The 23627-nt window shown below is 66.8% G+C and carries 20 protein-coding genes; 9 read left to right on the plus strand and 11 right to left on the minus strand.

Translation table 11 applies throughout. The annotated features are described in order from the left end of the window. Positions 1 to 76: 76 nt before the first annotated feature. From acnA to ACWHMB_RS09155, 3 genes are all read left to right on the plus strand, one after another. The gene (acnA, locus tag ACWHMB_RS09145; protein ID WP_377479590.1) at positions 77 to 2941 is read left to right on the plus strand and encodes an aconitate hydratase AcnA; all 2865 of its coding nucleotides are present in this window, start codon (positions 77 to 79) and stop codon (positions 2939 to 2941) included. A gap of 36 nt (positions 2942 to 2977) precedes the next feature. After that, on the plus strand, positions 2978 to 4189 hold the full coding sequence (locus ACWHMB_RS09150) for an FAD-dependent monooxygenase (protein ID WP_377479587.1): 1212 nt from the start codon (positions 2978 to 2980) through the stop codon (positions 4187 to 4189). A gap of 200 nt (positions 4190 to 4389) precedes the next feature. Further along, a complete protein-coding gene (locus ACWHMB_RS09155; protein WP_377479584.1) occupies positions 4390 to 5385 on the plus strand; it encodes a 2-hydroxyacid dehydrogenase in 996 nt (331 codons plus the stop codon). Positions 5386 to 5457: 72 nt separating this feature from the next. Here the strand turns inward: ACWHMB_RS09155 and lysS are convergent, their stop codons facing one another. Further along, positions 5458 to 7020, minus strand: coding sequence for a lysine--tRNA ligase (gene lysS / locus ACWHMB_RS09160; RefSeq protein WP_447648513.1), 1563 nt, complete (start codon positions 7018 to 7020; stop codon positions 5458 to 5460). Between the two features lie 180 nt (positions 7021 to 7200). Between lysS and ACWHMB_RS09165 the strand changes: the two genes are divergently transcribed. The 5 genes from ACWHMB_RS09165 (at position 7201) to ACWHMB_RS09185 (ending at position 12579) form a co-directional block, all read left to right on the plus strand. Next, the gene (locus ACWHMB_RS09165) at positions 7201 to 7860 is read left to right on the plus strand and encodes a TetR/AcrR family transcriptional regulator (protein ID WP_447648514.1); all 660 of its coding nucleotides are present in this window, start codon (positions 7201 to 7203) and stop codon (positions 7858 to 7860) included. A 155-nt stretch (positions 7861 to 8015) separates the two neighbouring features. Beyond that, positions 8016 to 8873 carry an alpha/beta fold hydrolase gene (locus ACWHMB_RS09170; protein ID WP_377479575.1) on the plus strand — a complete coding sequence of 286 codons (858 nt, stop codon included), beginning with the start codon at positions 8016 to 8018 and terminating at the stop codon, positions 8871 to 8873. 117 nt (positions 8874 to 8990) lie between these two features. Beyond that, a complete protein-coding gene (locus ACWHMB_RS09175) occupies positions 8991 to 9932 on the plus strand; it encodes a VOC family protein (protein WP_377479573.1) in 942 nt (313 codons plus the stop codon). A gap of 1 nt (position 9933) precedes the next feature. Then, positions 9934 to 11487: a bifunctional 3-(3-hydroxy-phenyl)propionate/3-hydroxycinnamic acid hydroxylase gene (locus ACWHMB_RS09180; RefSeq protein WP_377479571.1), complete on the plus strand. Its 1554-nt coding sequence runs from the start codon at positions 9934 to 9936 to the stop codon at positions 11485 to 11487. Between the two features lie 117 nt (positions 11488 to 11604). Next, positions 11605 to 12579 (plus strand): helix-turn-helix transcriptional regulator, encoded by a 975-nt coding sequence (locus ACWHMB_RS09185; protein ID WP_377479568.1) that lies wholly within the window; start codon positions 11605 to 11607, stop codon positions 12577 to 12579. Between the two features lie 13 nt (positions 12580 to 12592). On the opposite strand, the gene ACWHMB_RS09190 is transcribed toward ACWHMB_RS09185, so the two are convergent. The 10 genes from ACWHMB_RS09190 to ACWHMB_RS09235 all read right to left on the minus strand — a co-directional run bounded on the left by ACWHMB_RS09190 (position 12593) and on the right by ACWHMB_RS09235 (position 22762). Further along, entirely contained in the window at positions 12593 to 13570 is a 978-nt protein-coding gene (locus ACWHMB_RS09190; protein WP_377479565.1) for a Bug family tripartite tricarboxylate transporter substrate binding protein, read from the minus strand. 192 nt (positions 13571 to 13762) lie between these two features. Then, positions 13763 to 14644 carry a BKACE family enzyme gene (locus ACWHMB_RS09195; protein WP_377479563.1) on the minus strand — a complete coding sequence of 294 codons (882 nt, stop codon included), beginning with the start codon at positions 14642 to 14644 and terminating at the stop codon, positions 13763 to 13765. A gap of 22 nt (positions 14645 to 14666) precedes the next feature. Beyond that, positions 14667 to 15005 (minus strand): tripartite tricarboxylate transporter substrate-binding protein, encoded by a 339-nt coding sequence (locus ACWHMB_RS09200; protein ID WP_377479560.1) that lies wholly within the window; start codon positions 15003 to 15005, stop codon positions 14667 to 14669. Between the two features lie 179 nt (positions 15006 to 15184). Beyond that, positions 15185 to 16195, minus strand: a complete 1011-nt coding sequence (locus ACWHMB_RS09205) for a tyrosine-type recombinase/integrase (RefSeq protein WP_012248435.1) — start codon at positions 16193 to 16195, stop codon at positions 15185 to 15187. Beyond that, on the minus strand, positions 16192 to 17184 hold the full coding sequence (locus ACWHMB_RS09210; RefSeq protein ID WP_012248434.1) for a tyrosine-type recombinase/integrase: 993 nt from the start codon (positions 17182 to 17184) through the stop codon (positions 16192 to 16194). The genes ACWHMB_RS09205 and ACWHMB_RS09210 overlap by 4 nt, the downstream gene beginning before the upstream one ends. Further along, entirely contained in the window at positions 17181 to 18440 is a 1260-nt protein-coding gene (locus tag ACWHMB_RS09215) for a tyrosine-type recombinase/integrase (RefSeq protein ID WP_377516468.1), read from the minus strand. Before ACWHMB_RS09215 ends, ACWHMB_RS09210 begins: the two co-directional genes overlap by 4 nt. 55 nt (positions 18441 to 18495) lie before the next feature. Then, positions 18496 to 19272 carry a Bug family tripartite tricarboxylate transporter substrate binding protein gene (locus ACWHMB_RS09220; RefSeq protein ID WP_377516454.1) on the minus strand — a complete coding sequence of 259 codons (777 nt, stop codon included), beginning with the start codon at positions 19270 to 19272 and terminating at the stop codon, positions 18496 to 18498. A 29-nt stretch (positions 19273 to 19301) separates the two neighbouring features. Next, positions 19302 to 20885 carry a bifunctional 3-(3-hydroxy-phenyl)propionate/3-hydroxycinnamic acid hydroxylase MhpA gene (gene mhpA / locus ACWHMB_RS09225; protein WP_377542609.1) on the minus strand — a complete coding sequence of 528 codons (1584 nt, stop codon included), beginning with the start codon at positions 20883 to 20885 and terminating at the stop codon, positions 19302 to 19304. A 34-nt stretch (positions 20886 to 20919) separates the two neighbouring features. Continuing rightward, complete coding sequence (locus ACWHMB_RS09230) at positions 20920 to 21795, minus strand: fumarylacetoacetate hydrolase family protein (RefSeq protein WP_377479168.1); 876 nt, start codon at positions 21793 to 21795, stop codon at positions 20920 to 20922. 34 nt (positions 21796 to 21829) lie between these two features. Beyond that, complete coding sequence (locus ACWHMB_RS09235) at positions 21830 to 22762, minus strand: VOC family protein (protein WP_377479171.1); 933 nt, start codon at positions 22760 to 22762, stop codon at positions 21830 to 21832. Between the two features lie 104 nt (positions 22763 to 22866). Between ACWHMB_RS09235 and ACWHMB_RS09240 the strand changes: the two genes are divergently transcribed. Continuing rightward, positions 22867 to 23625, plus strand: a complete 759-nt coding sequence (locus ACWHMB_RS09240) for a GntR family transcriptional regulator (protein WP_377479174.1) — start codon at positions 22867 to 22869, stop codon at positions 23623 to 23625. The last annotated feature ends 2 nt before the right edge of the window (positions 23626 to 23627 follow it).

Here is a 23627-nt window from a genome sequence, read left to right on the forward strand (position 1 = left end):
CGGCCGCCAAGGCTGCCACAATCGGCGCACAATGCCCCAAAACCCACTGCGATCGACGAAGGAAAAGGAGAACCCCATGGCGACGTCCCGCTCGGCCCGCGCTTTTGCCAACACCCGCAAGACTTTCAAGACCGCCTCCGGCAAGACCGGGCAGTTCTACTCGCTGCCGGCGCTGGCGCGCGAGTTTCCCAACGTCAAGCGGCTGCCGCATTCGATCCGCATCGTGCTGGAGTCGGTGCTGCGCCACTGCGACGGCAAGAAGATCACGCGCGAGCACGTCGAGCAGTTGGCCAACTGGCAGCCGAACGCCGCACGCACCGAAGAAATCCCCTTTACCGTGGCGCGCGTGCTGCTGCAGGACTTCACCGGCGTGCCGCTGCTGGTGGACCTGGCCGCCATGCGCGCGGCGGCGCGCCAGGTGGGCAAGGACCCGGCCAAGGTCGAGCCGCTGGTGCCGGTCGACCTGGTGGTCGACCACTCGGTGATGGTGGACTACTACGGCGTCAAGAACGCGTTGCAGCAGAACATGAAGCTGGAGTTTCAGCGCAACCACGAGCGCTACCAGTTCATGAAGTGGGGCATGCAGGCCTTCGACACCTTCCGCGTGGTGCCGCCCGGCTTCGGCATCTGCCACCAGGTCAACCTGGAATACCTGACCAAGGGCGTGCACAAGACCCAGGATGGCCTGTACTACCCCGACTCGCTGGTGGGCACCGACAGCCACACCACCATGATCAACGGCGTGGGCGTGGTGGGCTGGGGCGTGGGCGGCATCGAGGCCGAGGCCGCCATGCTGGGCCAGCCGATGTACTTCTTGACGCCGGACGTGGTGGGCTTCGAGCTCAAGGGCCAGCTGCGCGAGGGCTGCACCGCCACCGACCTGGTGCTGACGGTGACCGAGATCCTGCGCCAGCACAAGGTGGTGGGCAAGTTCGTCGAATACTTCGGCGAAGGCACGGCGTCCCTGTCGGTGCCCGACCGCGCCACCATCGGCAACATGTCGCCCGAGTACGGCGCCACCATGGGGCTGTTTCCGGTCGACGAGCGCACCATCGAATACTTCGAGGGCACGGGCCGCACCAAGGCCGAGCGCGAGGTGTTCGAGGCCTACTTCCGCGCCCAGGGGTTGTTCGGCGCCGCGCGCGCGGGCGACGTCGACTACTCGCAGGTCATCACGCTGGACCTGGGCGACGTCACGCCCAGCATCGCCGGCCCGCGCCGCCCGCAGGATCGCATCGAGCTGGGCCGCGCGGCCGAGCGCTTCCAGGCGCTGTTCACCACGCCGATGGAGCAGGGCGGCTTCAGCCGGCCGGCGCAGGCGCTGGACGAGCGGGTGCAGCTGCACGCCGGTGATGCGGGGCCGGACGCCGTCGAAACCGATGCGGTGGCCAACGGCGCGCGCAACGTGGCCGAAATGGCCTACAACAAGCCGGTCGGGCAGATGCACGCGATGCACAACCGCGACCACGACTACTCCATCGGCAACGGCGATGTGCTGATCGCCGCCATCACCAGCTGCACCAACACCAGCAACCCCAGCGTGATGCTGGCCGCCGGCCTGCTGGCCAAGAAGGCGGTGGAGGCGGGGTTGAAGGTGTCGCGCCACATCAAGACCTCGCTGGCGCCGGGCTCGCGCATCGTCACCGAGTACCTGACCGAAACCGGCCTGCTGCCCTATCTGGAAAAGCTGGGCTTCGACGTCGCTGCCTACGGCTGCACCACCTGCATCGGCAACGCGGGCGACCTGGCGCCCGAGATCAACCAGGCTATCCTGGACCACGAACTGGTGTGCGCATCCGTGCTGTCGGGCAACCGCAACTTCGAGGCGCGCATCCACCCCAACCTGAAGGCCAACTTTTTGATGAGCCCGCCGCTGGTGGTGGCCTACGCCATTGCCGGCAGCGTGCGCGTCGACCTGATGACCCAGCCCGTGGGCAAGGGCAAGCGCGGCAGGGACGTGTACCTGGGCGACATCTGGCCCACCAGCTCCGAGGTGCAGAAGCTGCTGAAGTACGCCATGAAGGGCAAGGCCTTCCGCGAGAACTACGCCAAGATCGCCACCGAGCCAGGCAAGCTGTGGCAGGCCATCCCGGGCGTGACGGGGCAGGTCTACGATTGGCCGACCAGCACCTACATCGCCGAGCCGCCGTTTTTCGAGGACTTCACGCGCAACAAGGGCAAGACCGACGCCGGCGCGACCGGTGCGGGCGAGCGCTTCTCGGTGCGCGGCGCGCGCATCATGGCGCTGTTCGGCGATTCGGTGACGACCGACCACATCTCGCCGGCCGGCCGCATCAAGGACAGCTCGCCCGCCGGCCAGTGGCTGCAGGCGCACGGCGTGCAAAAGCAGGACTTCAACAGCTACGGCTCGCGCCGCGGCCAGCACGAGGTGATGATGCGCGGCACCTTCGCCAACGTGCGCATCAAGAACCTGATGATCCCGCCCAAGGCGGACGGCAGCCGCGAGGAGGGCGGCCTGACGCTGGCCCAGCCCTCGGGCCAGAAGAAGTACATCTTCGACGCCGCCATGGACTACATGAACGCCGGCACGCCGACCGTGATCTTCGCCGGCGAGGAATACGGCACCGGCTCCAGCCGCGACTGGGCCGCCAAGGGCACCCAGCTGCTGGGCATCAAGGCCGTGGTGGCGCGCAGCTTCGAGCGCATCCACCGCAGCAACCTGGTCGGCATGGGCGTGCTGCCGCTGCAGTTCAAGAGCGGCGAGTCGTGGGACAGCCTGGGCCTGAAGGGCGACGAGGTGGTCGACATCGAGCTGCCGGCCGAGCTCAAGCCCCAGGGCGAGGCGCGCCTGCGCATCCAGCGCGCCGACGGCTCGCGCCAGGAAGCCAAGCTGACGCTGCGCATCGACACCCCGATCGAGGTCGACTACTTCCGCGCCGGCGGCATCCTGCCCTACGTGCTGGAGCAGTTGCTGGCGTAAGGCCCGGCCTGGGTCCGGCGCGGGAGGGAGCGGGTCTTGAACGCAGCACCGCAACTGCTGGTGGCCGGTGGCGGCATCGGCGCCATGGCCGCCGCCTGTGCCGTGGCGCGCGCCGGCTGGCAGGTGCGGGTGTTCGAGCGCACGCCGGTGTTCACCGAGGTGGGCGCCGGGCTGCAGCTGGGCCCCAACGTCACGCGCATCCTGCACGCCTGGGGCCAGCAAGACGCCCTGCGCGCGGTGGCGGCCTACCCGCGGCGCCTGGTGGTGCGCAACGCCGAATCGGGCGCCGAGCTGGGCGAACTGCCGCTGGGCGAGCGTGCGCTGCAGCGCTATGGTGCACCCTATGTCACGGTGCACCGCGCCGACCTGCATGCCCTGCTGCACGCCCTGGCCCAGACGGCGGGCGAGGTGCAGATCCGCCTGGGCCAGACCCTGACCCACTTTCAGGACGACGGCGCCGCCGTGCGCGTGCGCACGGGCGGCACCGGCGAGGTGGAGGGTGATGCGTTGCTGGGCGCCGACGGCCTGCTGAGTGCCGTGCGCCAGCAACTGCTGGCCGACGGCCCGCCGCAGCCGGTGGGCGACCTGGCGTACCGCGCCATGCTGCGCATGGACGCGCTGCCCACCGCCTGGCACGCCAACGAGGTCACGGTGTGGATGGGCACCGACCTGCATCTGGTGCATTACCCGGTGCGCGCCGGCGCGGCCCTGAACGTGGTGGCCATCGTGCGCCATGCCGCCCCCCGGGTGCCGGCCGCGCACGACGACGACGCCGTGCCGTCGGGCGAGTTGGCGCACATGCTGGGCAGCCTGGGCGTCATCTGCGCGCCGCTGCGCGAGCTGGTGGACGCCGCCGCGCCGGCCAGCCTCAATCCGCAGACCTGGCGCCGCTGGGTGCTGGCGGCGCGCGCCCCGGTCGGCAGCGCGCCCGAGATGGCGCGCGGGCGCGTGGCGCTGCTGGGCGATGCGGCCCACCCCATGCGCCCCTACATGGCGCAGGGCGCCGGCATGGCGATCGAGGACGCGGCCGAGTTGGCGCAGTCGCTGGCCATGACGGCAGTGGACGTGCCCACCCGCCTGCGCCGCTACGCCCAGGCGCGCTGGCAGCGCGTGGCGCGGGTGCAGGCGCGCTCCATGCGCAACGGCGAGATCTTTCATGCCCGCGGGCTGGTGCGGATGGGGCGCGACGCCTCCATCCGCCTGCTGGGCGAGCGCGTGCTGGACGTGCCCTGGCTGTATTCGCGCTGAGCCGCGCGGCCTGGGGGAGGGCCCAAAGGCAACGCTGAACCAGTCCTCGCGCGCGTCGCAACCCTGGGCTCGGGCGGTCTGCGGCGTTGAAAATCCTCGCGATACCGCCCGGTATCGCTGCGGTTTTCGCCTTGCAGCCCATCCCGATCCAGGGCGCGCCACATCGCGCCGACTTGTTCAGCGTCGCCTAAACTCGACTCATGAGTACCGCCGCATCCGCCAAGCCCGCCGTCTTCGTCGCACGCCGCATCTTTCCCGAGGTGATCGAGAAACTGTCCGCCCAGCTGGACGTCAGCCACAACCAGGCCGACGAGCGCCTGTCGCCCGACGAGCTGATCGCCCGCGTGCAGGGCAAGCAGGGCGTTTTCACCACCGGCAGCGAGCGCATCGACGCCCGCCTGCTGGCCGCCTGCCCCGGGCTGCGCATCTGCGCCAACATGGCCGTGGGCTACAACAACTTCGATGTCCCCGCCATGACGGCCGCCGGCGTGCTGGCCACCAACGCGCCGGACGTTCTGACCGAGACCACCGCCGACGGCGGCTTCGCGCTGCTGATGGCCGCGGCGCGCCGCGTCACCGAGGGCGAGCACTACCTGCGCGCCGGCCGGTGGCAGCGCTGGTCCTACGACATGCTGGTGGGCCAGGACGTGCATGGCGCCACCCTGGGCATCTTCGGCATGGGCCGCATCGGCCAGGCCATTGCCCGGCGCGGCGCGCTGGGCTTCGGCATGAAGGTGCTCTATCACAACCGCACCCGCCTGCCGGCCGATGAAGAAGCGGCCGTGCGGGCCGAATACGTGGCCAAGGACGTACTGCTGCGCCGCGCCGACCACGTGATGGTGGTGCTGCCCCTGACGCCCCAGACGCGGCACTACGTCGGCGCGGCCGAACTCGCGCTGATGAAGCCCAGCGCCACCTTGGTCAACATCGGCCGCGGCGGCGTGGTTGACGACGCCGCGCTGGCGCGGGCGCTGCGCGAAGGGCGCATCGCGGCGGCGGGGCTGGACGTGTTCGAGGGCGAACCCCAGGTGCATCCCGAGCTGCTGGCCTGCAGCAACGTGGCACTCACCCCGCACATCGCCAGCGCCAGCCTGCCCACCCGCCTGGCCATGGCCCACCTGGCGGCCGACAACCTGATCGGCTACCTGCTGCACGGCCAGGCGCAGACGCCGATCAACCCTGAGGTGATGGCGTGACGCCCAAGCGTCGGTTGCTCTTGAAACAGTAGCTACCGGCGCTTGTTGGGAAAGCGCCAGAGGCCGATTCGTCTATGAATTGGCTTCGCGCCGCAGCGCCGGAAACAAGATCACGTCGCGGATGCTGGCGCTGTCGGTCAGCAGCATCATCAGGCGGTCGATGCCGACGCCGCAGCCGCCGGTGGGCGGCATGCCGTATTCGAGTGCGCGCACGAAATCCTGGTCGTAGAACATCGCCTCCTCGTCGCCTGCTTCCTTGGCGTTGGCCTGCTGCTGAAAGCGCGCGGCCTGGTCCTCGGCGTCGTTCAGCTCGCTGAAGCCGTTGGCCATCTCGCGGCCAGTGATGTACAGCTCGAAGCGCTCGGTCACCTCGGGGCGCGCGTCGTTGGCGCGCGCCAGCGGGCTGATCTCGGTCGGGTGCTCCATGATGAAGGTGGGCTGCCACAGCTTTTCCTCCACCACCTCCTCGAAGTACAGCACCTGCAGGCTGGCCAGGCTGCGGCGGCCGAGCTTGTCCTTGGCTTCCGACAGGCCGAGCTTTTTCAAGCGCTCGATCAGCGCCGCCGCATCGTCCACGCCGGCGCCGATGTCGGTGTGCGCGGCAATCGCCTCGCGGATGGTCAGGCGCGCGAAGGGCTGCGACAGGTCGACCGGCTTGCCCTGGTACGTCAGTTGCAGCGTGCCCGCGGCCTTGAGCGCCGCGTCGCGCAGCAGGCGCTCGGTGAAGTCCATCAGGTCCTGGTAGTTCCAGTACGCGGCGTAGAACTCCATCATCGTGAACTCGGGGTTGTGCCGCACGCTGATGCCTTCGTTGCGAAAGCTGCGGTTGATCTCGAACACGCGCTCGAAGCCGCCCACGATCAGGCGTTTCAGGTACAGCTCGGGCGCGATGCGCAGGAACATGTCCTGATCCAGCGCGTTGTGGTGCGTGACGAAGGGCTTGGCGTTGGCGCCGCCCGGAATGGGGTGCAGCATGGGGGTTTCGACCTCCATGAAGCCGGCCTCGGTCATGAAGGCGCGCATGGCGGCCAGCGTCTGGCTGCGCAGGGCGAAGCGCGCGCGTGCCGTCTCGTCCATGATCAGATCGACGTAGCGCTGGCGGTATTTCAGCTCCTGGTCCTGCATGCCGTGGAACTTGTCGGGCAGCGGGCGCAGGCTCTTGGTCAGCAGACGCACCGACGTGGCATGGATCGACAGCTCGCCGGTCTTGGTCTTGAACACGTGGCCCTCGGCGGCCACGATGTCGCCCAGGTCCCAGTGCTTGAAGGCGGCGTAGGCATCCTCGCCCACGTCGTCACGCACCACGTAGATCTGGATGCGCCCGGTGGCGTCCTGCAGCGTGGCGAAGCTGGCCTTGCCCATCACGCGCTTGAGCATCATGCGCCCGGCCACGCTGACGATAGTCTTCTTGCCGGCAGCCAGATCGGCCTCGAATGCTTCTTTTTCAGTAGCATCGTGCGCTTGATGGATGGCCGCTGCGCGGTCTTTGGGCTTGAAATCGTTGGGAAAGGCGACGGCCCCGCCCGCCGCCTGCGTGGCGCGCAAGGCCTTGAGCTTGTCGCGCCGCTCGGCGACCAGCTTGTTGTCGTCTTGATCGGGAGCGGTCGCGGCAGCGGGGGTGGAGGCTTGGTTCATGAGGTCGCGGTGAGGGCAGGGCGCGTTGACGTCAGGGTGACGCGGGGATAATCGCGGCGAAGCACCCGAGTGGGAGGCCCCAAAAGGGTCAACCGGGTATTTTAATGAGTGGCCCGATGCGGCCATGGCCAGGCCGCTCGCGCCGGGTCACGCCGCCCGCGCCGGATCGCAGGTTTTGAGATGCCAGACCAAGCCAAGCCACGGGCCGAGAGGACCGTGCACCCGAGAACGGCGCGCGGACAGGCCCAGAAGGCCCGAACGCGCGCCGCCATCATCGAGGCGGCGATTCCGATCTTTGCCCGCCAAGGGCCGGACATCCCGGTGATCGGCGACTTCGTGCAGGCCGCCGGCGTGTCCAGGGGCACCTTCTACAACTACTTCCAGACCACCCGTGAATTGCTGGACGCCGCGATGGCGCAGATTTCGGACGAGCTGATAGCGGCCATCATCCCGGCGGTGGCGGGCGAGCCCAACCCGGTCATCCGCCTTGCCACGGCGGCGCGAATGTTCTACCGCAAGGCCCGGCTCGACCCGGTGTTTCGTGCCTTCATGGGCTCGGTGTCGGGTGTCGGCCATCTGGCGGTACAGCGCGCCCACGCCGACCTGGTGGAGGCGATCGAGCAGGGACTGGTCAAGGTCAAGGACATCGAGTTGGCCGATGCGATCGCCTTTGGCGTGATGGTGTTTGCGTTGCGGACTTCGAACGTAGAAGCGGGCGGCCAGGAGCGCACGCGGGAGGTGGTGCGTGCCATATTGAATGCGCTGGGCGTGGCGCCCGAACTGATCGATCAAGCCTTGCAGGTTCCGCTGCCACCCGTTGCTCCGTCGAGCCAGTTCTAATCGGTGTTTTCCCTTAAATTGACATTATTGTCATTGACGAAAATGTCAATTTAAATAGACTTGCATCAATCTTCTCTGGGTTGGCTCGCCTGACGCGAACGATCCATGCGCACGGTGCGCGGCCACGAGGCGAGACGGTGCGATGGAAAGTCGGCATGACGCAAACCCAGTTCGTTGAAGGACAGACCGAAAGTGGCGCCGCCTGGCGCGTCGCCTACCGCGTGAGCGGCGCGGGCGAAGACGTGATCCTGCTGCACGGCGGCGGGCCCGGCGCCACCGGCGCCAGCAACTACAGCAAGAACATCGACGCGCTGTCGCAGCACTTTCGCTGCTGGGTGATCGACTTTCCCGGTTGGGGCCAAAGCTCGAAGAACCTGAACGCCTTCGGTGGCTTGGGCCCGTTTCACAATGGTGGGCGGGCGGTGCGTCACTTCATGGATGCGCTGGGCCTGAAGCGCGCGCACCTCGTCGGCAACTCGTTCGGCGGCGGCTCGGCCCTGTGCCTGGCGATGGACCACCCCGAGCGCGTGGACCGGCTGGTGCTGATGGGCCCGGGCGGCGGCGTGGTGGCCGGCGCCAAGGGCCCGACCGAGGGCATCAAGCTGCTGCTGAACTACTACCTGGGCGAGGGCCCCAGCCTGGAGAAGTTGCAGGCCTTCATCGGCCATCTGGTGCATGACCGCTCGCTGCTGACGCCCGAGTTGATCCGCGGCCGCTTCGAGGCCAGCATGGATCCCGGGATCCGCGCCAACCCGCCCCTGGTGCCGCCGCCGGGCGGCCCGGGCAAGGAGACCTTCATCAGCCTGGACCCGCGCCTGGCCAACGTGGCGCACCGCGCGCTGTTCATCTGGGGCCTGCAGGACAAGGTCAACCCGGCGCAGGGCCTGGAGCCGTTCAGGGTGATGCCCAACGCCGACTACCTGCTGCTGACCAACTGCGGCCACTGGGCGCAGTGGGAGCACGCGCAGCGCTTCAACGACGTGGTGACCAGCTTCCTGCTGCACGCCGACTGACGGTTGCACCGGCGCGCGCCGGCGCCTGTCGTCCTTTCCCTTCATCCGATTCTTCGAGCCTTCGGGGCCCGAGGTGGCCCGGCCTTTCTCTTTTTTGACATCCGACAGGAGACGACCATGACTCTTTCCGTCCACGAACTGGGCTACCTCGGTTTTGACGTGTCCGACATGCCGCGCTGGGAGCGCTTTGCCACCGAGGTGCTGGGCGTCGGCGTGAGCCACGGCCCGCAGGACACGCTGCGCCTGCGCCTGGACGCCTCGCCGGCGCGCTTCATCCTGCGCCAGGGTGACGTCAACGACTTCGCCTTCGCCGGCTGGAAGCTGGCCTCGGCCGCTGAGGTCGACGCGTTTGCCTGCCAGATCGACAGCCGGGGAATCAAGGGCACCTGGGGCACGGACGATGAACTCGCCGTGCGCCACGCCGAGCGGATGCTGCACTTCGACGATCCCGAAGGCAACCGCCACGAGGTGTACGCCGCCGCGCCGACGCAGGAGGCACCGTTTCGATCTGCCCTGGTGGGCTCGGGCTTCGTCACCGGTGCCGGCGGCGTCGGCCACGTCGTGTTCGAGGCCGAGCACTATCCCGCGACCATCGCCTTCGCCAACCAGGTGCTGGGGGTGCGCCTCAGCGACCACATCAACCTGGTGCCGGTGCCGGGCGTGAACGTCGAGGTCTCGTTCTTCCACGCCAACGAGCGCCACCACTCGATGGCCGTGGCGCCGCGCTCGCCCGCCCCGGGGCCGCGAAAGCGCATCCACCACTTCATGATCGAAGTCGGCAGCGTGGCCGACGTTGGCCGCGCACGCGACCGCTGCCTGAGCTTCGGCCTGCCGGTGGTGATGGACATCGGCCAACACCCGAACGACAAGATGATCTCGTTCTACGCCCACTCGCCCTCCGGTTTCCTGATCGAGATCGGCGCCGGTGGCGTCAAGGTGGACGATGCCAGCTGGCAAGTCGGCGACTACGACCACGTGAGCGCCTGGGGCCATCGACCCTACGGCGTTCGACCGGAAGATGGCTCACCGATGCCGGCGCCCGTGGTGGAGGTGGCGTGAAATGAGCACGTCACAGGACAAATTCGACGCCGATGTGGCCATCGTCGGCTACGGCCCCAGCGGCCTGGCCGCGGCGCTGTGCCTGGGCCACTACGGCATTCGGACCATCGCCTTCGAGCGTGACCGCGAGATCTACCCACGCGCCCGCGCCGTCACCGTGAGCGACTGGACCATGCGCTGCTTTCAGTCGCTCGGGCTGGACGAGGTGCTGGCGCGCACCATGGATCCGACGGTGGCGCTGCGCTGGGTCACCTACGACGGCCAGCAGATCACGCGGCTGGACTTTCCGCCCTCGCGCATCGGACGTCACCCCACGTCCTACGCCATCTACCAGCCGGCAATGGAGCAGGTACTGCGCCAGGCGGGCGAGCGCCATGCCGATCACGTCGACGTGCGCTACGGCGTGGAGGTGACCGACTTGGCGCAGGACGCCGAAGGGGTCGAGGTGAGCACGCGCGATCTGGCCAGCGGCGCCACCCGGAAGGTGCGCGCGCGTTACGTTCTGGCCTGCGACGGCGGCGCCAGTACCACGCGCGAACGTTTGGGAATCAAGCTGATCGGCGAGACGCGCGAGGTCAAGTGGGTGGTGATCGACGCCAAGGTCAAGCGCTGGTGGCCCGAGCGCCACATCCTGACCTTCTGGTCCGACAAGCAGCGGCCGGTGGTCGACATCGCGCTCGCGCAGGGCAACCACCGCTGGGAATTTCCACTCGAGCCGCACGAATCCGAGGCCGACTTCGCCACGCACGAGCAGCTGTGGAAGCTGCTGAACTCGCTGGGCGTGACGCCCGATGACGTGCAGATCCACCAACATGCTTTCTACAAACACCACATCCGCCATGCCGAGCGCTGGCGCGCCGGGCGCGTGTTCCTGCTGGGCGATGCCGGCCACCTGATGCCGCCTTGGGCCGGCGCCGGCATGCAGTCGGGCATTCGTGATGCGTTCAACATCACGTGGAAGCTGCGCGAGGTACTGCGCGGCAAGCTGCCCGAGACGCTGCTGGACAGCTACCAAGCCGAGCGCGAACCCAACGTCGCCTTCTACACCGGTGTGGCGGTGCAGCTGGGCCGCATCATCCAGCAGCAGCTGAGCGAAGAGGAGATGGCCGCCATGGCACCCAAGCCGGGCGAGCCCCCGCCGGAGCCGCCGTTGCTGTGGAACCCCTGGTACGAGGCCGGCTGGCTGCGTGGCTCACCCACGCCCGAGAGCGCCGTCGGCAAGATGATTCCGCAGCCTCGGGTGGGCGATGCGCGCGGCCGGCTGTGCTGGCTCGACGAGCAGCTCGGCGACGGCTTTGCCCTGCTGGGCGACGGCGTCGATCCGCGCTCGCTGCTTACGCCCGCAGAGCAGGCGGGCTGGGATGCCCTCGATGCCCGCTATCTGACCGTGATCTCCCCTGTAGAACAGGGCAAGGGTGCTAACGACATTGTCGACCTGGACGGCACGCTGATCGCCTGGATGCGCCGCTATGGCGCCAAGGCTGTGGCGGTGCGGCCCGACCGCTTCGTCGCGGCGGCCGATACGTCGGGGCTGGCGCTGCCGTTGGCTGCGTGAGCCGACAGCCCGCACCAAACGCAGTCACATGGGGATATAGGCATGACACTTGGACGCTTCACGGTCACCCTCGCACACTGCCCATGATGAACGAAGCGGCCTGAGGAGCACGTCAAAGTGGCCACCTTGACGCTGGATGCCCTGAGCACGCTGCTGCGGCAGCTCTATGTTGCGTCGCGCTGCGGTGACGTCGAGCAGTACCAGCGGCGCGCGCTGAGGATCATCGCCGAACAGATCGCGTTCGACGCGGCCTGGTGGGGGCGCGGATCGTTCGGCCGCGGCATGCACGATGTGCATTGTTCGCACACCTTTCGGCTGCCTGCCGACATCGCAGATCGCCTGAACCTGAGCGACCCCGACAACATCGTCGCTCAACGCGTCGTCTCCGATCCCGGTCGCGCCCACTATTTCGGCCTGCAAGAGTTGCGGTCCCAACCGAGCACGGCGGCGCTGACCGAGCACATGGGCATCGAGCAATCGATCTGCGTGGCCGACGTCGATGCCGCCCTTGGCGTTTCTGGATTCGTATCGCTGGTGCGGCGCAATGCGACACCGCGCTTCTCGGCGCGCGACCTGAAGACGCTCGAACGGCTCGCCCCGCACCTCGCAGCCGGCCTGGAGATGGCGCTGGCCGACGAGCTTGCGGCGCAACGCAACCCGGAGCGCACCGTCCTGCTGGCGACCGACACGCTGGGTCTGCTACGCGTCGGCGAGCCTGCGACGGCCGAGACGTTGCAGCTGGAGTGGCCTGGATGGACGGGGCCGCAGCTTCCCAAACCCTTGGTCGAGCGCATCGTCGCGCGCCAGCGCGAGTTTCTCGGGCGCCACCTGCACGCAACGATACGATGGATCGGCGACCGCGCTTTCGTTTCGATGCGCCGGCGCGAGCTGCGCGACATGCTGACCCGTCGCGAACGCGACGTGGCGAACGCCTTTGCGGCCGGCCAGTCGTACCGGGAGGTGGCCGAGTTGCTCGGCCTGTCGCCGGCGACTGTGCGCCACCACCTGCGCTCGGTCTACGTGAAACTCGGTGTCACCGACAAGGCCAGCTTTGCGATGCGGCTGGGCAGCCAGACGTCCTCCACCGGATAACAATCAGCGACCATTACTGAGGGACTAGGTTGATGGTCTTGGCGATGGCCCTGTAGCGCTCGATCTCGCTGCGATAGATGCCCTCGAGTTCGGCCACCGAATGCGGGGCAACCATCGTGTTCCCCATGGCCTCGAAATCGGCTCGGATGTCGGGGTTGGCGATGGTTTCGTAGACCACCTTGTTCAGGCGCTCCACCACCGCATCGGGGGTGCCGCGCGGGACCATGACGGCGGTCCAGGACGAGTATTCGAAGTCGGACAGCTTTGGGTGTCCAGTCAGCACGGGGAGCTTCGGAAAGGCAGCGAGAGGGGCGTGCGTCGCCAGGCCGATGACCTTGACCTTTCCATCGGCGACGAGCGCGGGAATGTTGCCCGCGAAGACCGCGAACAACAGGTCGATCTGACCGCCCATCAGGTCGCTCATGGCCTGCCCCGTCCCTTTGTAGGAGACGTGAATCGCCTTGAGCCCCGCACGCTGGCTGAACTGTGCTGCCGCCAGGTGATACAGGCCACCTTGTCCGTTGTTGCCGAACGCCAGGTCCTTGGCGTCGGGGCGGGCCGCCTGCGCGATCAGTTCCTCCGCATTGCCGGCGGGAAAGTCCTTGCGTGCCAGAAGCACCAGGGGCCCTTTGACGATCTGCGCGGCCATGCGGAGGTCTTCGGACTTGTATTTCGCCGACGCGAGGGAAAGCGGCGTGACGATCAGATCGATGGGGCTGCCCTGGATGATCGTATAGCCGTCCGCGGACGCACTCAGCGCCTTCTGAATCCCCAAGGTACCACCGACGCCACCCAGGTTTTCGATCACGAGCGGCTGACCGAGCGCCTTGCTGACGCCCGGATGGATTTTCCGCGCCACATAGTCGGAAGGCCCTCCCGCGGGGTATGGCACGACGATCGTGACCGGCTTGCTCGGATAGGTCTGGGCTGAAGCCAGTGAGGCCAGGAACATGGCGCTGACGAACAGGGACTTGCGAAACAGGTTATGCATTTAATGAACTCCAAGGTGCGTAGAAAAAATCAGCAATCGCGCGGGATGTTTTGCGTGAATTTGAGTTTTGGGGTGGGAAAGGCCCGAGACAGGCAAGCGGGCCGCAGGGTTCAGCTTTCGTTGGCCTGCGTCATGTATGCCCCGCACTGGGTGCAGGCGCGCTCATGTGCGAAAGCGCCCTGCACAGCGATTTCAGGCAGCACGCAGGCCCAAGATCCTGCGCGCCTGCGCAGGCGTCGCGATGGCCGGTCCGAGGTCTTGCACCATGCGTCGCGCCTTGACCACGAGTTCGGCGTTGCTCTTGGCGAACTCGCCCTTGGAGATGAAGGCGTTATCCTCTAGGCCCACGCGCACGTGGCCGCCGAGCAGCGCCGACTGCATCGCCATCGGGAACTGGTCGCGGCCGATGCCGAAGCCCTGCCATTGGGCGCCGGCGGGCAGCAGGTTGCGGATGTAGGTCATTGTCTCGGGGTCGGCCGGCATGGTGAAGTTCAGGCCCATCACGAACGAGTACATGCCCGGCCCGTCGAGCGCGCCCTTCTTGATCAGGTGCTTGGCCAGCACCGCGTCGCCGCTGTCGAACAACTCGATCTCGGGCACCACGCCGGCCTCGCGCACCAGCGTTGCCATACGCGTCAACACCGGCTCGGTGCTGATGACGACGCCGCCAAACACCTGTGCCGTGACGAGGTCGAGCGTGCAGATCTCTGGCCGCAGCTTCAGCACGTGCTCGACGCGCCGCTCGGGCGTCCAGATGTGCGTTTCCGGACCCGCCTCGAACGGCAGCAGCGGATCCTTCGGATAAAAGCCCGAACCCAGGCCGGTGGTCAGGTTCAGTATCACCTCCGGATTGCCTTGCCGGATCAGGCCAACGGCCTCCTCGTACAGGTCCAGCTCGCCGGAGAACTGGCCGGTTTCCGGGTCGCGCACGTGCACGTGCAGGATGGCCGCTCCGGCCTCGGCGGCAGCCAGCCCCGATTCGGCGATCTGCCGCGGCGTGATCGGTTGCGCCGGATTTTTCGACAGCGGGCCAGCGCCGGTGAGGGCGCAGGTGAGGATGATGGTTTCTTGCATGAAAGCTCCTGTGAGGGTTGGGTCAGACGGGTTGCAGCCCGAGCGCCTTGGTTAAGGCGGCATGGACCTTGACTTGCTCGGCAAGAAAGCCGTCCAGCTCGACCAGCGTCATCGGTGGCGCGATGACGCTGCCGGTCGATTCCAGCCACTCGCGCAACGGCGCGTTCTGCATCGCCGCCTGGAACGCGCGGTGTAAGCGCGCCAGGACCGGCTCCGGCACCGTGCGCGGCAGCGCCAGAGCGGCCCAGCTGTCGAACTCGAAGCCCTGGAAGGCCGGGTCCTGGCTGGACAGCGTGGCGAGCGTGGGAAGCCGTGGGTGCGGGCTCGGCGCCGCGACGCCGTAGCAGCGCAGCTTGCCCATCTTTTGTGCCCTGTTTTCTTATGTGCCATCGAGGATTGATCTCGGCGCACGTGAGCGGTTTCCGACGGGCGGATGGGCACAAAACGGTAGACAAGCGGAATCGTTGCATACCAGAGGTCTTGGCGGATGGGTGATTGTCTTGAAGCTGGACGGCCAACAAGACCGTCCAGTGATTGGTGCTACAAGGACGACAGCCAGGCCAGCATGGCAGCATCGTCGCGCCACGCGGATTTGCGCGTTGGCGCCACCGCGACGGGCTCGCAAAGCTTCAGGGCCTCGGCCTTCATGCGGATGGTGATCTCGGCATAACGATTGGTCGTCTCCAGGTTGACGTGCCCCAACCAGCCTCGAATGACGTTGACCTCCACACCCGATTCGAGAAGATGGACCGCCGTGGTGTGCCGAAATACATGAGGAGTCACGTGGGTGGGTGACGATGCTGTGACGGAAGCTTCCCAGAGCTTGGCGTAGTGGCGGATGCGCTTGTAGATGCCGAAGCGGGTCATCCCCTCTTGAGCCACTCCGACGAACACCGGAGCATCCGGTGGCAAACGCTCGGGCCGTTCATCCAGCATGCTCTGCAAGGCCTTGGCGGTCTGGCTCCAGAGGGGGCAAGTTCGCCACTTCGATCCTTTGCCCAGCAATCTGACGCGGGCAGGCGACTGCAAATCAAGTTGCCCCACCTTCAGCTGTGCAACCTCCGAGACGCGCGCGCCGGTGTTGTACAGCAGCATAAGAAGCGCGCGATCCCGCTGCGAAAGACGATCGTGGGCCGGAATGAGGGCAAACATCGCCTCGACCTCATCGCGCGCGAGAAACTTCATCTCTGGCAGTGGACAGCGCTTCATCGGGATGGCAGCAACCTTGGCGCTGGCTGGCAACATCTCGGGGGTCGTCCGGCCGAGATACTCGTAGAACATGTGCAGGGCGGTCAGGCGCTGATTGCGGGTGCTGATGGCGTTGCCCCGTTTAACCTCCATGTTGTTCAGGAAGTCCTGCACAGCGGCGTAGCCCAAGTGCTCGAACGCCAGTTCGCTGACCCCGATCCGGTTGGCATCGGCGACGAAGATCAGGAACAGGCGCAGGCTGTCCCGATAGCTGCGGATCGTGCTGGACTGCAAGCCCTTGTGGCGAGGCAGATACTCCAAGAAGTAGCGATGGATGGCCGACGGAAGACCCTGCTGTTTCATGATTCGCCTCCACCGGAGAGCATCGGGACGAAGGACTCGAAGCGCTGATTGGCGGCATCGAGAAGCTCGCTGGTAATGGTGAGATACACCGCAGTGCTACTGGGGTTGAGGTGTCCCAGGAACGTGGACAGGTGATGGAGTCGGTCTGTCGGTGCTATTCCCTGGCGATACCAGTTCAGCAAGGTGCGCACCGCGAACGAGTGCCGCAGGCAATGAACGTGAGGACCAAAGACACCGGGCGGGGTCACCAGGGCGAGCTGAGGCAGCAAGTCATCGCGGAAGGTGTTGCGGATGCTGTTCGTGCTGATCGGCGTGCGGCCGTTCCAGGAAAACAGGTAGTGGGCGCCCGCGCAGGCGTAGCCTCGTTGCTCGCGTTGGGCTTGGTAGCCACGCAGCCTGGCCGCCAGCTTGGGGCCAAAGGGCACCAGCCGATCCTTGCCGAACTTGGTGTTGCGGATCTCCAGCACTTCTCGCACCAGGTCCACGTCACCCCATTGGAGGCGAGCGACTTCACCCACCCGCAGGCCAAGACCCGCGAGCAGTGCAAGGATCATCTCGTAGCTGGCACCCCGCAGTTGAGCGCGTGAGTTGTCTGGCAACGCTCTGGCCGAGATCAGCAAGCGCCGGATGGTGTCGTCTGAAAACAGGAAGGGAAGCCGGCGAGCTGTCTGAGGTTGAGCCCTGGCCGTCAACGGGGAGCCCACCAGAACCTGCTGACCGACCATCCACTCGAACAGCCGTCGGACATCTCCGAGCAGGTTGTTGTAGCTGCGAGGGTTGGTGCGATGGCGGGAATCCAGAAATGCCTGCAAGCACTCTCCATCGATCGCCTCGATGCATTCGACACCGCGGTCATCGAGAAATCGGTCGAGCAGTCGCAATTGACGATCCTCGCAGGCGAACTTGCATCCCATGGCGCGCTTGGCGCGCAGGTACTGTTCGATGTGAGGAGCCAAGGCGCTGTGAAAGCCGTTCCAGAGGGCGGTCATAGCACGTCCTCCCCGTGGCCAATGACCATCTCTCGCAGTTTGTGCACCGCCACCTTGCCATAGACCAGTGTGGATTCAGGATGGCGATGGCCAACGTAGTCGCCAATGACCTTGAATGGCAAGTCGGCTTCCACCAAGTGCTGAACGCAGGAGTGACGCAAGGTGTGGGAACCGGCGCGTGCTACCTGAATGCCGATGCTGCGCAGATGGCCAGCCACCATGGATGAAACCGTCCAGTGGTTCATCGGGGTATAGGGCGAGCGGACCGTGAGAAAGATTCGGCGGTCGTCTATATCGGTTCTTCGGACATGCAAATAGGCGATGATCGCTTCGCCCACCGCCGCCGAAAGCGGATAACGGGTCGAATGGCCGCCTTTGCGCATGGGAATGCCGATCTGCCCATGGGCCCAATCCAGATCGTCCAGACACAAGGCTACGATCTCCCTGGCACGCAATCCGTAGCTGGTCAGCAACGTCAGGATGGCATAGTCGCGTTTACCCAGGTCGCTGCGGCGGTCGATGCTGGCCAGCAATCGCTCGACGTCCGCCCAGCCGATGGCGCGCGGAATGGATGCCTGGCGGTAGACACGGCCGCGCGGCACACTGCGAACCAGATCGTTGGCGATGATGCCTTCACGGTGCAGATAGCGAAGGAAGACACGCAAGGCCCCCGCCGTATTGAGCATGCCGGACTTGTGCAACGTCTTCGCCCGGTCATTGATGAACTCGGTGATGCAGGCTGGAGTCAGCTTGTCCAGGGAAATACCTGCTTGTGCCAAATATGAATCGAATGGACGCAACGTGAAGGTGTAGTTGTGTATCGAGGTCTGGCGCAGACCCTTCTCCTTGAGAAGGAAGGGAAAGAAGCCAGGAACGCTGGTGGAGAACGGCATGGCCGGCCGGTTGCTTGGCCGCGTGTAGCCAGGCACGGCCAGGCTGAGCATCCGTTCCACTGGGACACGGCTTTGTGCAACGACGGCGGCCCGATCTTGCGCGCTCTTGCACCAGCGTCCGTGCCCGGCCTGCCAGTGCTCCACGAAGGCATCCACATGGTCGGGTAGATCGTCCAGACAGGTGGCACCTCGGCCAATCACGAAGTCGTTGAAGTGCCCGAGAGCGCGAACATGCTGCCGAACCGTGGAGTTGCTCGTGTGCAACTCGTCCAGAAACTGTGCATAGCGCTCAATCTGCGGCCCCAGCCACTGGGCCTTGATGCGGTCGATCGCCTTGAGCGACCGGAAATGACGTTCCAACATGACAATCACCTCTCCGAGAAAATGAAGGGGACGTCATGTTGCGCTGCGGCTGCTGTTATGTGCCCCGATTCTGACCAGAGGCCCAGGAGGTGCGCTCCTGGCCTCCAAGCACGGCACATAAGAAAACAGGGCACAAAATTCGCATTTTGTGGCGCGCCACAAAATGCGCGTCGATCATCGCCGGCACGTTGCCCGCCAGCGGCAGGAACGCGAGGTCGATCTGGCCGCCCATCAGCTCCTGCATCATCGGTGGCAGCCCCTTGTAGGGCACGTGCAGCATAGAGGTGCTGGCCACCTTGGCGAACTGCGCGCCAGCCAGGTGGATCAGGCTGCCCGGCCCGATGCTGCCGTAGCTGAACTCGCGGGCACCGGGCTTGCGCATTGCCGCCAGCAGCTCGCGCAGGTCGGCGACCGGTAGATCCGGGCGGACGGCGAGCGCGTAGGGCGTACGTCCGATGAGTCCGACGAGCCGGAAGTCGTCGGATTTGAAGCGCGCCGCGCTCAAGCCCAGCGGCGTCATGATCAGGTCGGTGCTGCTCGCCAGCAGCATCGTGTGACCGTCAGCGGGCGCGCGCAGCACCTTCTGCGCCGCCAGCGCGCCGCCAGCGCCGACGAAATTGTCGACGATTACCGTCTGCTCGAAGCCTTTGCTCAGCAGCGGCGCGAACTGCCGCGCGACGGCGTCGGTTGGGTTGCCCGCCGGCCAGGGCACGACGAGGTTGACCAAGCGGGACGGGAAGGTCGCAGTCTGCGCGAAGGCGCCGGCGGCCCACAGCGACAGCGCGGACGAGCAGATGAAGCGGCGGCGGCCAATAGCGAAGGGTGAATTCACGAGATGATGTCTTTCAGTGTTGCAGGGGTTCAGGCGGCCCAGGCCGCCATCAGATCATCGACCAGCTCCGCGGCCTCGCCGGCGCCGTAGACGTAGAAATCGGGGCGCAGCAACACCGCGCTGCAGCCCAGCTCATCAAACCAGCGTCGATACGTGCCGTCGATGTCGCGCAGCGCGCAGCCCTGGCCGATACCGACGCTGGTCACGCCGATACGCTGCAGGAAGGCGAGCTGCTCGGAGCCGAGTCGGTTGGCCGGATCGTGGCCATCGCCGATCAGCACGAAGCCGGTGCCGACCAGGTCGTCGAAGCGGCCCACCCGCCCGCGCTGATAGACGCGGCCCTGGCGGCCCAGGCAACCGGCCTGCGGGTCGGCGCCGCGAACCAGCGGCGAGGCGCCGAGCGGCGGCGCCGGAAACTTGCGCCGACTCAGTTCGGCAGCATCGGCACGCAGCCGAGCGTCGCGCTGCCGCGCTGCATCTGGATCGAGCACGCAGATGATGCGGCCCAGTTCCACCGCAAACTCGATCAGCGCGCGCGCATGCGGCCGGCGCTCGTCGCCGTAGCTGTCGAGCAGGCCGTCGGCGGCGCCGCCGCGCAGCACCAAGTCCAGGCGCCACGCGAGCGCCATGGCGTCGCGCAACCCGGCGCACAGTCCCTGCCCGGCGAAAGGTGGCGTCAGGTGCGCTGCGTCGCCGGCGATCATCACGCGGCCGCGGCGCCAGACATCGGCGACGCAGGCGCGGAAGGTGTAGACCGCATGCCGTTCCAGCACCGCGTTGGCTGGCGTCCAGCCCCAGCGTTCAAGCAATGCCCAGGCCGCCTGCGCATTGTTGAAATCTTCCTTGCGCTCGCCCTCGAGCATCATGAACTCGAAGCGCCGCCGACCGGGGCCACCGCTGACCATCGTCGTTGGCCGTTTCGGGTCGCAGACCTGGATCAACTCCGAGCTCCAGCGCGCCGGATCCTTTGGCTGCAGGTCGACGACCAGCCAATCCGCGGCGAAAGCGATGTCCTCGTAGGTCGCGCACATCTGCTGCCGGACGATGCTGCCGGCGCCGTCGCAGCCGACAACCCAGCGTGCGGCGATGCGGCGCGGTCCCGCCGCGCCGGAGGCTGTGTCGGGGCTGTTCGGCCAGGCTTCGAGCAGCACGCGGTTCTCGCTCTCGCTGATCCCGCTGACCGCCATGCCCAGCAGCACCTCGACCTGTCCGCCATGGTCGTTGCGCACGCGCTCGCTGAGGATGCGCTCGAGCGTCGGCTGGCTGAAGCTGGGGCCAGCGGGCCAGCCGGAAGGCCCGGTCTCGTCCAGGCCCGGAAAGGCGACCAGCAGCTCACCCGCGCCGTTGCGCCATTCGTAGACCTGGCTGCGCGTGGTGTGCGGCTCGAACTCCTGCGTGACGCCCAGCGATTGCAGGATGCGCATCACCTCGTGGTCCAGTCCGACTGCGCGCGGCAGGCCGAAAGGCGCCGGCCAGCGCTCGATCACGGCGATGCGGTGTCCCTGCTGCGCCAGCGCCAGCGCCAGCGCTTGGCCGACCGGGCCGTAGCCGACGATGGCGACGTCGAAGAGTTCGTCCTGCGGGCCGTCGCCGCGGAGCGTGTCAACATTCATGGCTGTCTCCGTCACAGCAGATGGCGGCGATGGCTCAAGAGGCCCGGGGCGAAGGTTCGGCCTCGACCCGATTCTCGATGTGGCCGAGCTTCTCGATTTCGACCCGCACCACGTCGCCCGGCTGCAGGAACTTGCCCAGCGCGATGCCGACGTTGGCGCAGGTGCCGGTGGCGATCAGGTCGCCCGGCTCGAGCGTCATCACCTGCGACAGTTCTTCGATCTGCTGCCAGATGTTGTAGATCATGCCGCCGGTGCTGGCGTGCTGGCGCTGTTCGCCGTTGACCCACAGCTTCATGTCCAGCGCGTGCGGGTCGGTGATCTCGTCGTCGGTGGTGATCCACGGGCCGATCGGGCCGTGGCTGTCGAAGCTCTTGCCGAGCGTGAAGGTCGGGCTCTTGAACTGCCAGTCGCGCGCGGTCACGTCGTTGGCAACGAAGTAGCCACCGACCACGCTGCGCGCGTCCTCGGCCTTCACGTAGCGGCAACGCTTGCCGATCACGACGCCCATCTCCGCTTCGTAATCCATCTTCTCGGACACGCGAGGCTTGTAGATCGGGTCGTAGGGGCCGGTGATGCAGCTCACCTGCTTGTTGAACCACAGCTGGTTCTTCGGCACCGGCACGCCGGCTTTGCGCGATTCCTCCGCGTGGTCGTGGTAGTTCATGCCGATGGCCATGTACTTCTGCGCGTCGGGGATCGGCGCTTCAAGCTTCACCCTGGCGAGCGGCGTGCCTTTCGGGTCGGTTTCCAAGGCGTGGGCAATGCGGGCGCGGCCGGCCGGGCCAAGGGCGAGCAGCTCGCGGATGGTCTTCGGGGCGGCGGGGGCGAGCGTGGCGATCTCGATCACGCGGTCATTGACGACGGCGCCGATCGTGGTGTGACCGTCGATGGTGTAGCGGGCAAGTTTCATGGGGACGGGTCCTTTGGTCAGGTGGTCAAGAGATTCAGGCGAAAAATTCCGGGGTGATGGGCGGCGCCCACTGCTTCAGCTCGTCGGGCGAAATCGGTGCGTGGCCGACCGGCGTGCGGTCGTTGACCAGGTCGCCGTCAGTCCAGTGCTCGATCTTGTGGCCGAAGGGGTCGCGCCAGTAGTCGAAAATCTGGCTGCCCTGGATGTGGCGTCCAACGCCCCACGAGTGCGAATGGCCGCGCTGGTTCAGCCATTCGCCGCCCTGCATCACGTCGTCTAGGTCGATCACCTCGAAGGCACTGTGGTCGAAGCGGCTGCGGCCGTCCTCGGCACTGATCAGCGCCAGCGTGTGATGGTCGGTCCATTGCTCGCCCAGGCCGCAGTGCATGAAGGCGGCGATGGTGTTGGCCTCACTGCCGGCCCAGTAGGTATCGGACGGCACGAAGCCGAGGAGATCGCGGTAGAAGGCCAGCATCTTCGGGAAGTCGGCCACCAGCAGCGCCAGATGGCCAAGCCGCATCACGCACGACGGCTGCGGCCCGAGCCGAATCGGCTGGCCGAGACGGCGCCGGCTGGCCGCGTCGTTGAAGGCGAGCGCTGCGCGCGCCGGCAGCGGCGCGTGCTGCGCCTGACCGTGGATCACGTCGACGGCGAAGCCGCACGGGTCGGTGAAACGTACGCGTTCACCGCCGCCCGGCTCGGGGTTCGGCTGCACGGGCTGGCCGACGCGTTGCGCCACTTCGCGCAGCGCCTCGGCGCTGCGCGCCAGCAGGCCGAAGCCGACGGTGGCGTTCTCCGGCCCGAGTTCGGCGACGTGCACATGGTGCGCCGCGCCGGCGGCACGCGAGTACAGCGCCTGCGGCGTGCGCGCCGCGGTGTGCAGGCCGAAGTCGGCAAGAAAGCCCTGCATGCGCTCCAGGTCGGTGACCTGGTAGCGCACGAAGGCGATGTCCTGGATGGGGCTCATGGGAAGGTTCTCCGCTTGGTGCGATCACCGATGAATCAATGAATCACATCGTATGGAACGGATCGTCGATAAACCACAGAGAAATCGATTGGTTCAAATGAACGATGCGCGCGGCGCACGGATCGGGCCGAATTGCGGCCTTGCCGACCGAGCTCGGCGAAGCCCATGAACCGACCCGTATGGAAACCTTTGCCGCCAGCGCCCCCGTGAAAAGCCTCACCGCCGTTGCCTTCGAACGGCTGCGCGTGGCCATCCTGTGCGGCGAGCTGCTGCCGCAGGAGCGGCTGCGCATCCAGGCGCTCAGCGAGCGCTACAGCGTCGGTGCCACCGCGGTGCGCGAGGCGCTGTCGCGGCTGGTCACCGAAGGGCTGGTGGCGCTGGAGGAGCAGCGCGGCTTTCATGTCACGCCGGTGTCACGCGCCGAGTTGCTGGACCTGGCGCAGACGCGCTCGCGCGTCGAGCAGATGGCGCTGCGCGAGGCGATCGCGCACGGCGACATCGAATGGGAGTCGCGGTTGCTCAGCTGCTTTCACCGTCTGTCGCGCACGCCGCCTCCGACATCGCCCGAGCGCGACGCGCCCTGGTCGGCGGCGCATCGTGCCTTTCATGAAGCGCTGGTCGACGGCTGCGCTTCGCCGTGGACACTGCGCTTGTGCGGGCTGCTCTACGACAAGTCCGAGCGCTACCGCAACTTGGCCAAGAGCAGCACACACGAGCGCGGCCGCGACGTCGATGGCGAACACCGCGCGCTGCTCGACGCGGCGATGACGCGCGACGCCGACGCCGCATGCCGCCTACTCGGCGAGCACTTCGCCGCGACCACAGAAATCATCCTGGCCGGGGGGCTCGTCAGCGACGAATGACC

The sequence above is a fragment of the Ottowia pentelensis genome, assembly GCF_964341695.1.

Coding starts and splice junctions, on each gene's coding strand:
- acnA (WP_377479590.1), top strand. CDS start 77: ATGGCGACGTCCCGCTCGGCCCGCGCTTTTGCCAACACCCGCAAGACT.
- ACWHMB_RS09155 (WP_377479584.1), top strand. CDS start 4,390: ATGAGTACCGCCGCATCCGCCAAGCCCGCCGTCTTCGTCGCACGCCGC.
- lysS (WP_447648513.1), bottom strand. CDS start 7,020: ATGAACCAAGCCTCCACCCCCGCTGCCGCGACCGCTCCCGATCAAGAC.
- ACWHMB_RS09165 (WP_447648514.1), top strand. CDS start 7,201: ATGCCAGACCAAGCCAAGCCACGGGCCGAGAGGACCGTGCACCCGAGA.
- ACWHMB_RS09170 (WP_377479575.1), top strand. CDS start 8,016: ATGACGCAAACCCAGTTCGTTGAAGGACAGACCGAAAGTGGCGCCGCC.
- ACWHMB_RS09175 (WP_377479573.1), top strand. CDS start 8,991: ATGACTCTTTCCGTCCACGAACTGGGCTACCTCGGTTTTGACGTGTCC.
- ACWHMB_RS09180 (WP_377479571.1), top strand. CDS start 9,934: ATGAGCACGTCACAGGACAAATTCGACGCCGATGTGGCCATCGTCGGC.
- ACWHMB_RS09190 (WP_377479565.1), bottom strand. CDS start 13,570: ATGCATAACCTGTTTCGCAAGTCCCTGTTCGTCAGCGCCATGTTCCTG.
- ACWHMB_RS09195 (WP_377479563.1), bottom strand. CDS start 14,644: ATGCAAGAAACCATCATCCTCACCTGCGCCCTCACCGGCGCTGGCCCG.
- ACWHMB_RS09200 (WP_377479560.1), bottom strand. CDS start 15,005: ATGGGCAAGCTGCGCTGCTACGGCGTCGCGGCGCCGAGCCCGCACCCA.
- ACWHMB_RS09205 (WP_012248435.1), bottom strand. CDS start 16,195: ATGAAACAGCAGGGTCTTCCGTCGGCCATCCATCGCTACTTCTTGGAG.
- ACWHMB_RS09210 (WP_012248434.1), bottom strand. CDS start 17,184: ATGACCGCCCTCTGGAACGGCTTTCACAGCGCCTTGGCTCCTCACATC.
- ACWHMB_RS09215 (WP_377516468.1), bottom strand. CDS start 18,440: ATGTTGGAACGTCATTTCCGGTCGCTCAAGGCGATCGACCGCATCAAG.
- mhpA (WP_377542609.1), bottom strand. CDS start 20,885: ATGAATGTTGACACGCTCCGCGGCGACGGCCCGCAGGACGAACTCTTC.
- ACWHMB_RS09230 (WP_377479168.1), bottom strand. CDS start 21,795: ATGAAACTTGCCCGCTACACCATCGACGGTCACACCACGATCGGCGCC.
- ACWHMB_RS09235 (WP_377479171.1), bottom strand. CDS start 22,762: ATGAGCCCCATCCAGGACATCGCCTTCGTGCGCTACCAGGTCACCGAC.
- ACWHMB_RS09240 (WP_377479174.1), top strand. CDS start 22,867: ATGCGCGCGGCGCACGGATCGGGCCGAATTGCGGCCTTGCCGACCGAG.